9 protein-coding genes and 1 pseudogene are annotated in these 8828 nt (G+C 44.0%); 3 read left to right on the top strand and 7 right to left on the bottom strand.

The window, feature by feature from the left end:
* The coding region (locus A3756_RS27650; RefSeq protein WP_197481266.1) for a hypothetical protein at positions 1 to 584 on the top strand (584 nt) is incomplete at its 5' end.
* 86 nt (positions 585 to 670) lie between these two features.
* On the opposite strand, the gene A3756_RS10450 is transcribed toward A3756_RS27650, so the two are convergent.
* Positions 671 to 1000: a nucleotidyltransferase family protein gene (locus tag A3756_RS10450; protein WP_197473140.1), complete on the bottom strand. Its 330-nt coding sequence runs from the start codon at positions 998 to 1000 to the stop codon at positions 671 to 673.
* A 42-nt stretch (positions 1001 to 1042) separates the two neighbouring features.
* On the bottom strand, positions 1043 to 1816 hold the full coding sequence (locus tag A3756_RS10445) for an exodeoxyribonuclease III (RefSeq protein ID WP_068553459.1): 774 nt from the start codon (positions 1814 to 1816) through the stop codon (positions 1043 to 1045).
* A 111-nt stretch (positions 1817 to 1927) separates the two neighbouring features.
* On the opposite strand from A3756_RS10445, the gene pyrE reads away from it, so the two are divergent.
* Positions 1928 to 2572, top strand: a complete 645-nt coding sequence (pyrE, locus tag A3756_RS10440) for an orotate phosphoribosyltransferase (protein WP_068514477.1) — start codon at positions 1928 to 1930, stop codon at positions 2570 to 2572.
* 303 nt (positions 2573 to 2875) lie between these two features.
* Here pyrE and A3756_RS10435 read toward each other — a convergent pair whose 3' ends face one another.
* Complete coding sequence (locus A3756_RS10435; RefSeq protein WP_068514435.1) at positions 2876 to 3631, bottom strand: sulfite exporter TauE/SafE family protein; 756 nt, start codon at positions 3629 to 3631, stop codon at positions 2876 to 2878.
* Between the two features lie 149 nt (positions 3632 to 3780).
* Here A3756_RS10435 and A3756_RS10430 point away from each other — a divergent pair, with 149 nt between their 5' ends.
* The gene (locus tag A3756_RS10430) at positions 3781 to 4545 is read left to right on the top strand and encodes a hypothetical protein (RefSeq protein WP_068514438.1); all 765 of its coding nucleotides are present in this window, start codon (positions 3781 to 3783) and stop codon (positions 4543 to 4545) included.
* A 78-nt stretch (positions 4546 to 4623) separates the two neighbouring features.
* On the opposite strand, the gene A3756_RS10425 is transcribed toward A3756_RS10430, so the two are convergent.
* The 4 genes and pseudogenes from A3756_RS10425 to ectA form a co-directional block, all read right to left on the bottom strand.
* Positions 4624 to 6210 (bottom strand): BCCT family transporter, encoded by a 1587-nt coding sequence (locus tag A3756_RS10425; protein ID WP_068553458.1) that lies wholly within the window; start codon positions 6208 to 6210, stop codon positions 4624 to 4626.
* Between the two features lie 59 nt (positions 6211 to 6269).
* The gene (locus tag A3756_RS10420) at positions 6270 to 6671 is read right to left on the bottom strand and encodes an ectoine synthase (RefSeq protein ID WP_068514443.1); all 402 of its coding nucleotides are present in this window, start codon (positions 6669 to 6671) and stop codon (positions 6270 to 6272) included.
* 82 nt (positions 6672 to 6753) lie between these two features.
* A pseudogene (gene ectB, locus A3756_RS10415) lies at positions 6754 to 8061 on the bottom strand (diaminobutyrate--2-oxoglutarate transaminase).
* Positions 8062 to 8110: 49 nt separating this feature from the next.
* A complete protein-coding gene (gene ectA / locus A3756_RS10410; RefSeq protein ID WP_068514445.1) occupies positions 8111 to 8599 on the bottom strand; it encodes a diaminobutyrate acetyltransferase in 489 nt (162 codons plus the stop codon).
* Positions 8600 to 8828 lie beyond the last annotated feature (229 nt).

Genomic DNA, 8828 nt, shown 5'->3' with positions numbered 1-8828 from the left:
AGATCGATGTTGTCGCAGGAACTTATGGAAGTGGCATCGAGACAGGTATTTATTACTCTGAAAATGCTTTGCTTTCGACAGCAGAGGGTGATGCTTCTGACGGTACTGTTACAACAGCTGGTTACCCTAGACCTGGAGCAACTCTTTCTGTTGTGCTCTTGAGTGATGAGCCAAGTCAATATACGTCAAACAGCGCCACTGCATTCGATGTAAGCAATAACTTATTCGTTGATAGAGGAATCAGATTCTATTCCATTGTTGACCAAAATTACCCTGGTCAGTATATCGAGCTGAGCACCTCAACCTTTGGTAGTCACGCGAGTATATCTGACTTAAGTGCTTTTCCAGCGATTATGAGCACCATCGCAACAAACGCTGGTGCAGCTAGTAGTATTTATGAACTAAATCACCAACCTATTAGCAGCACTATACGTGTACTTGTCGACGGTGTTGACGTCGCTAAAGACAGTTCAAACGGCTGGGAATATAACTCAACAAGTAACCGAATACTATTTAGTGGCACTGCGATTCCAAGTGAAGGTGCTGAGGTAGAAATTATTTATGATTACTACCTTTCTGAATAATAGCTAAATTGTAAAACAAGGAGAGAAGCTAGTGGTATTCGCTAGCTTCTCTTTCTGGCTTTCACGTCTATCTCACCTTTACTATTTCAGCTATTTTGACCAGGCACTAGCTGTCCCACCCGATCAATATGCTCCTTAAGCGCGTCATTTTCTAACAAACTATAAGCAACAACATCAAAGAACAAAGGAATTTTGGTTTCTTCGTTCAACTGATATTGAATATGACTGACTGTTGAATAGTCTAGGTCACCATAGAGAGCAATATCGACATCAGAACCTTTATGAAAATTCCCCTTAACGCGGGAACCAAAAATGACGGCTTTTTCAACGCTAGGCACAGCATAAACTATGCCTGCAATGACTTGAACATAGTCAGGGCTCAGTCCAAAAGGCTGACCTTTAAAGGTAGGTCGCACTGGCACTCATAAATCTAATTGCCTCAAAATTATATGTCTAAGCTACATGATCACATCATAGTCAATAATGACAGGTGCGTGATCCGAGAAGCGCGTGTCCATATCAATAAAACCATCTTCGATAACATTACGCATCATCTGGGTCGAGATTTGATAGTCTGTTCTCCAGCCAGCATTCTTTCGCCAACCTTTCGCCCACTCTGGCCACCAGGTATATTGATTTTTCTCAACATTTATATGACGAAATGCATCAACATAACCAAAGTCATCGAAAACCGTATCGAACCAGTCTCGCTCATGCGCTTTAAAGCCACTCACGTCCATCTCATGGTATTTTTTGCTCGCATCTGTCACCAAATGCGCGGAATTGAAACTGCCCGCAAAAATGAACTGACGACGCTTACGGAGAGTTTTTTCCAGATGGCTTTGAAACGCGTCCTGGAATTTATCCTTTGCTTCCTGGTTCTCAGGCTTGCCTAATGCATTGGGTACAAGCATTGAAGCAACACTAACATTTTCAAAGTCAGCCTGAATAAAGCGCCCTTCACGATCTGCTGGCTCATAAGCAAAGCCATACATAATTGCCTTGGGGAAGTGGCGAGTATAAATACCCACGCCGCCATCTTCAGGGTTTTCAGCATCTATAAAATAAGCCTGATAACCTTCGGGGTGGAAGATTTCGTCATCGAAATCATAAACTTTGCCTTGCAGATCCTGGACACATACCACATCGGCATCGATCTCACGCATCCAATCAAAAAAACCATTTTCTGCAGCTCTCTTCAATCCATTTACGTTAATTGATACTACTCGCATAACTGCCTCATAATTAATTTGCGTGGTATGATACTTAATTCACATTTTTTGAAAAGAAAAACACTGTAATATCTTTCAATTTAGGCGCAATTAATGCAAGAAAATACAAATATGAAGCCCCACCAGCGCGAATTCATTGAATTTGCTATCCAAAAGAACGTTTTGAAGTTCGGCGAATTCACCCTTAAGTCTGGCCGTGTTAGCCCTTATTTTTTTAATGCGGGTCTTTTCGACGATGGTTTATCACTTGCCAAGCTTGGGTCATTTTATGCCCAAACACTGGTTGACTCGGATATTCCCTTCGATGTTCTATTTGGTCCTGCCTATAAAGGCATTCCTTTAGGCTCTGCTACAGCAGTCTGTCTTTCTTCATTGCATAACATTAACACGCCCTTTGCATTCAACCGTAAAGAAGCAAAAGCTCACGGTGAAGGTGGCACGCTCGTTGGCGCACCACTTAAAGGCAAGATAATGATTATCGACGATGTGATTACGGCAGGTACGGCAATTCGCGAAGTGATCAAAATCATTGAGGCCGCAGGTGCGGAGCCAGCAGGTGTTCTGATTGCACTTGACCGCCAGGAAAAGGGTCAGGGCGAGTTGTCTGCCATTCAAGAGGTCGAAAGAGACTTTAATATCCCAGTCGCCAGTATCGTCAACTTAACTCAAGTATTAGACTACATTCAGGATGATGCAAGTTTATCGCAGTACGCGGATGCCGTTTCTGCATATAGATCACAGTTTGGGATTGCTTGATTGATCATAACCTCTGTGCAGCGAAGTTCTCGGTGGTTCAAGTGTTTGATCTCTTAAAGAACTAAACCCAAAAAACCATTAACCACAGAGGGTACAGAGAGGCCTTCGGCCTACACAGAGAAGAGATAAAAACTAAAAATGTTTTTCTCCATGTCTTCTCTGTGCAGCGAAGCGCTCGGTGTTCTCTGTGGTTCAAGTGTTTGATCTCTTAAAGAACGAAACCCAGATAAGCACTCACCACAGAGGTCACGGAGCGGCCTGCGACCTAGACAAGTTTGTTTGCTGGCAGATGAGTATCTGTCTCTACACCAGCAAAGACACCCCAACCAAAATGGTCACTACTTCAAAACAGCGCTTAACAATTTTATTTCCTTTGGCGATCGATAGATGCGCTCCAAGGTAGCCTCCAGCTAAAGCCCCCAAAACCAAAGGAAGTACCCACGACCACTTAACCTCGGTCTGTAAGGCCAGCGTAAGCGCCCCCACACCATTCCAAAACAATCCCACCAAAATCAAGGTATAGGCAACCGCTCGCTGGTACTCCAAGCCATACCAAAGCACCAGCCACAAGGTAACGAACAGGCCTGTTCCTGAGGTAATCGAGCCGTTCAAAACACCGATTAAAAACAGTACCAAGCCGCCAATCAGCCAATGAATACGCTTAAATACCTTGGTCGTCGTCGTCATCCCCAGCTCCGGTTTAAATACAGAGTACAAACCCAAAGCTATCGTTAAGACCCCTAAAGCTTGCTTGGCTAGTTCATCGGGAACAGAGAGAATCAATAAGGCACCGAGTATCACGCCTGGCAACCCGAAAAGCAGAATATGACTAGCAAAAGCCAAGCTCAACTGTTTCTCTCTAATATGGCGTAAAGTCGCCCCAACGCCTAAAGCAACGCTGGCGACTTTATGCGTAGCCAAGGCGACAGTAAAACCCAAACCAAGAAAGAGCAAAGCAGGAAACTGTAACAAGCCAGCGCCTCCACCAGCCATCGCACTCAAGCCGTTTGCAATAATCGATACGCAAAACAGCACAACTTGTTCAATTAGAAATTCCATATAAAAACTCTTTTATCAGTGCTCAACAGAGAAAATGCCACTCTTTGCATATTGCTGAACAAACACTCAATAAATTAAATTTCTTGCAACACAAAAGCATAAAAAAATCAGATATACTTTGGATATCCGAAAAATATTTAGATATTAGAATGATTCATACTTCACGACGACCTTATATCTTCAAGCATACTGGCAAGCGGCTAGCCGTGGTTGCCCTGCTACTGCTATGCAGTCTTTCTTTGGTGGCTACGCATGCATCTGCGGCGCAACTATACCGGTATAAAGACAATCAGGGAACCTATGTGCTCAATCAGACTATTCCTCCTGAATATGTCAAAAAAGGCTACGATATTTTGAATAGACAGGGCAGAGTTATCCAAGTTGTCGCGCCAGAACTAACAGCCGAGCAAATTGCTGCCCGAGACGCCGCCCTAGAACAAGAGCGCCTACAGAAAATTGAAGCTGAAAAACAAGCCCTCATCGACGGCGAACTTAAACAACTTTACAGTCATCCAAATGATGCCGTGCGAGTCCTGTCTCGCCGAGTTCAAGATATCAAAGGGCTTATTCTGGTAAAACGTACTAAGATTGATGCCAGTAAAAATGGCATTATTGAGGAAGAAGCACAAGCAGCCAATCGCCAACGACAGGGCTTGAAGGTTTTCGAGACGACCTTGAAAAAGCTCGAAAAGTATAAGTCCGATATCGATAACAATGAACACGACATTGTTGAATTGCATAACGAGTTAAAAAAAGTTAAAGATGAGTTCGACAAGAAAATTCGTCGCCTTGAAGTGATTACCGGTAAGACTGCCAGTGATTATGCCAAGCTTCTGCAAGATTTAAGTGACGACAATAAAGACAAACCCCAGACTCCCTCTGAAGAAGCACAAACAAACGATAACAATCCTTAGCCTAAACTATTACCCTAAAAGCGGACGTCTGCTTCATTAAGTATTTAATCTAACCTTAACAAAGCAAACGTGATCGTGTTATGAGTAATACTTAGGCTCAGTTCTGAGCCCCATCAACAAACTAACGCACATCGCAAGCAACACAAAGGTAAATGGCAACCCTGAAGAGATAGCACCTGCTTGCAGCGCTTGTATTGCTTCGGTCCCTCCTATCCATAACAAGGCAGCCGCGATTGCGCCTTCAATAGTTGCCCAGTAGATACGTTGGGGTACGGGCGCATCAATTTTGCCACCTGCTGTAATGCTATCAATGACCAAAGACCCTGAATCGGAAGAAGTAATAAAGAATACCAATACAAGGAGAATAGCGATCATCGATAGAAGCTGACTCATGGGCAGCTCATCGAACATCTGAAACATGGCAAGCGGGACATCCGTTAGACCATTTGCTCCAAGCTCACCGACACCGTTCACAACTTGATCGATGGCAATACCACCATAGACCGACATCCATATTACAGTCACTGCGGTTGGCACGAGTAGCACGGCACAGAGGAATTCGCGGATAGTTCTGCCTTTAGATATACGCGCAATAAACATTCCGACAAAAGGCGACCATGATATCCACCAGGCCCAATAGAACACCGTCCAACCTTGAAACCAGGCTTCGTCATCTCGATTGTGCGGATTACTAAGCGGTATTATATTCTCAAGGTACGCACCAATCGTAGTGGGAACATTCCCCAGCGCTACAGCTAAGCCTACCATTGCAACAAAAATCAATAATACAAAGGCGATCACCATATTCACGTTACTTAGTAACTTCACACCACCTTCCAAGCCTCTAACGACCGAGATGATAGCTAAGGCAGTCACACCCACGATAACTAAAATCTGTAAGCCGATACCGCCATCAGTGCCAAACACGTGATTAATACCGCTCGCCGCTTGCTGCGCCCCTAGCCCTAAAGATGTGGCTAGACCAAAGAGTGTCGCAAGTACTGCAAGAATATCGATAATGTGGCCAGGCCATCCCCACGTACGCTCTCCTAGCAGCGGGTAAAAAACGGATCGAATAGAGAGTGGAAGCCCTTTGTTGTAGGTAAAAAAAGCTAAGGAAAGCGCAACGACGCCATAGATCGCCCAGGGGTGAATTCCCCAGTGATACATCGTCGCGCCCATGGCCATACTCGCCGCTTCGGGCGTGTTTGCTGCCACATTGAGAGGCGTTTTGTACCAGCCGGTATAATAGGAAACAGGTTCGGCTACTCCCCAGAACATCAGCCCGATGCCCATGCCTGCAGCAAACAACATCGCTAGCCATGTTAGCGTAGAATGCTCTGCTTTTGCCTCATTGCCTCCTAAGCGAACCTTGCCGAAAGGAGAAACAATAAGCGCCAGGCAGAACAACACAAAAATATTGCCTGCCCAAATAAACAAACCATCGAAAGCACCAATAATATCCCATTTAAGACCATCTAATGCAGCTTTTGCGGTCGCTGAATCAGTTAGCAGTGTGGCTACTAAAAATAACAATATCAGCCCGGAACTCACAGCAAATACCGGGTTATGAATATCAAAACCCCAGCGTTGAACATTGTGCTGCCCAACGCTGTAGTCAGTACTGTGAATGCCATATTTATCGTTAGGGTTAGGTACGCTCATCAGCAAAGCCCTTTCATTTATTGTTATCAATTGGGATAGAACTAGGTACTCAATATATATTATTCAATAGTATCCGCTTCTAATTCGTAGGCACCTTCCTTGTTGTGTACTTCCTTGCCATTAAGCGGAGGGTTGAAGACGCATGCCATCTTCATTTCTTTAAATGCTCTTAGGATATGCTTGTCATGCTTATCCAGAACATAGATCGTGCCTGCAGAGATCGGGTGCACTTTTCCATCTTCCAAATTCTCTATCTCACCCTCACCTGACATGCAGTAAACCGACTCCAAATGATTTTGATAGTGCATCTGAAAATCTGCGCCTTCATAGATAGTCGTGATGTGAAACGAAAACCCCATCTGGTCATCTTTTAATAGCATACGCGTACTTTCCCAATTGCCATCAGGAGAGACAATGCGTCTTGATGAATTTTCCGCTTCACTCAGTTTTCTTACGATCATTTTTTTACCTTGTTTCTCTTTATCCAGTTAAATAACGTGACGCCTAAAATAGCATGATGACTAAGCCATTAAATACTGACGATTAGCCTGCCATCTTCGCATCATCAAAATAGTCGCTATCTTCAGGGATTTGGTCTTCTTTAGCACAAACCTCTTTGATCGCTTGCTCAACAATATCAATACCCTTTTTGAGAGAGTCTTGACTGATTACGAGAGGACATAAAAATTTAACCACCTGATCATCAGCACCGCTTGTCTCAATGATAAGCCCCTGCTGAAAAGCATTGCGTGTAATGTTGCCAGCGATCTCACCGTTTACACAGTTAATCCCTTGAAACATGCCGCGTCCACAGGTCGTGAAATTTCCGTCGCCATACAAGTCGACAATCTTTTCCAGGCGCGATTTAATATATTCGCCTTTTTGCTTAATCTCATTAGAGAACTTGTCGTCAGACCAGTAATGATCAATGGCGGCTTTCGCGGTTACAAATGCAAAATTGTTGCCTCTAAACGTACCGTTATGCTCTCCTGGTTTCCATTGGTCCAGCTCTGGCTTAAATCAAACAACAGCAAAAGGTAAGCCGTATCCGCCAAGTGATTTCGATAAGGTCACCATATCGGGCTTAATGCCTGCTTCTTCAAAGCTAAAGAAGGTGCCAGTACGACCGCAACCCGCCTGTATATCATCGATGATAAGCAGTACATCATGCTTTCGGCAGACTTTTTCTAAGTTACGCAACCATTCAAAACTAGCCGCATTGATACCGCCTTCACCTTGCACAGTTTCAACAATCACTGCAGCGGGCTTGTCGATGCCACTGCTGGAATCTGAAAGCACTTTATCAAGATAAGCTGTGGTATCAATCTCGTCACCTAAGTAGCCGTCATAAGGCACGCGGCTTACGCCGCCTAAGCTGACACCCGCCGCGCCACGATGATGAGAGTTACCCGTCGCAGCCAGAGAGCCAAGGCTAACGCCATGAAAACCATTGGTGAAAGAAATAATGTTCTGACGGCCTTTAATATTACGCGCTAGCTTTAAAGCCGCTTCAACTGCGTTGGTACCAGTCGGACCAGTAAACTGCATAACATAATCGAGATCCCGAGGCTTTAGAATCTTCTCATTAAAAGCCTCTAGAAATTCACCTTTCGCCTTGGTATGCATATCCAGGCCATGCGTAATACCATCATTCTCAATGTAGTCCATTAAGAGAGGCTTAAATAGCGGATTGTTATGCCCGTAGTTAATTGTTCCCGCACCCGCCAGAAAGTCTAGATACTCATTTTCCTCCTCATCGTAGAGGTGTTCCATCTTAGCGCGATTAAAAACACGAGGGAAAGAACGAGCATAGCTCTGAACTTCAGATTCAATTTCATCAAATATTTTCATTAGCATCCTCCATAGGATGTTTGGTGCGAGTCTTATTTAGTGTGCGAGGTTAGGAACTAAATGGACCGATTCGGACCAGAAATTCCGTGTCATGCAAGCCAGCAAAATGCGTATCTTTGCTAAACATTTCAGATTTGGCTAAGGGAGCAGAAAAATCCTTTGCGAAGCTTTCAAATAAAGTCCATGAGGCTTTATTGTCAGCTGTAATGGTCGTTTCCAAGTGAGTGACCTGAGCGCATTCTTGCCGCGTCACAATATCTTTGAGCATTCGCTTAGCAAGACCTTGACCGCGAGCACGCTCATCAACGGCGACCTGCCAAATAAATAAAGTGTCTTGCCGGTCGGGAATGACATAGCCGGATATAAAGCCAAGTGTCTTGTCATCGTCTATCGCTATCACTGAGGTGCTAGCGAAATGACTGCACTGCAGCAAGTTGCAGTACGCTGAGTTAGTGTCCAGAGGTGGGCATCGGTCTATGAGCGCAAATACTGATCGGCCATCAGTATCTAGCGGTCTTCTAAGTGTGGTTTGATTCATAATTTATTATTTTAGATGTCTAAACATTTATTTTTAGACATCTATGTATAACTTGCCTGTATTTATGCTACTTTTTACTAGCTGTTACAATTTTATGCGCCTTAAAGCCTTATATTTTCACTAATATGAGCGATTTAATGCAAAAAGTATTTTGAGATCTAAATATAGTACACTAAATATAATAATACTAAAACCTGCGAAAGAATTTGGAAGGAATATGCCAGCTGAT

Source organism: Oleiphilus sp. HI0086 (genome assembly GCF_001635225.1).
This window is presented reverse-complemented; position numbering and strand designations above follow the sequence as displayed.

Excerpts from the sequence above, each read along its gene's own strand:
- pyrE (WP_068514477.1), top strand. The coding sequence starts at position 1,928 with ATGAAGCCCCACCAGCGCGAATTCATTGAATTTGCTATCCAAAAGAAC.
- A3756_RS10425 (WP_068553458.1), bottom strand. The coding sequence starts at position 6,210 with ATGAGCGTACCTAACCCTAACGATAAATATGGCATTCACAGTACTGAC.
- A3756_RS10445 (WP_068553459.1), bottom strand. The coding sequence starts at position 1,816 with ATGCGAGTAGTATCAATTAACGTAAATGGATTGAAGAGAGCTGCAGAA.
- A3756_RS10430 (WP_068514438.1), top strand. The coding sequence starts at position 3,781 with ATGATTCATACTTCACGACGACCTTATATCTTCAAGCATACTGGCAAG.
- A3756_RS10435 (WP_068514435.1), bottom strand. The coding sequence starts at position 3,631 with ATGGAATTTCTAATTGAACAAGTTGTGCTGTTTTGCGTATCGATTATT.
- ectA (WP_068514445.1), bottom strand. The coding sequence starts at position 8,599 with ATGAATCAAACCACACTTAGAAGACCGCTAGATACTGATGGCCGATCA.
- A3756_RS10420 (WP_068514443.1), bottom strand. The coding sequence starts at position 6,671 with ATGATCGTAAGAAAACTGAGTGAAGCGGAAAATTCATCAAGACGCATT.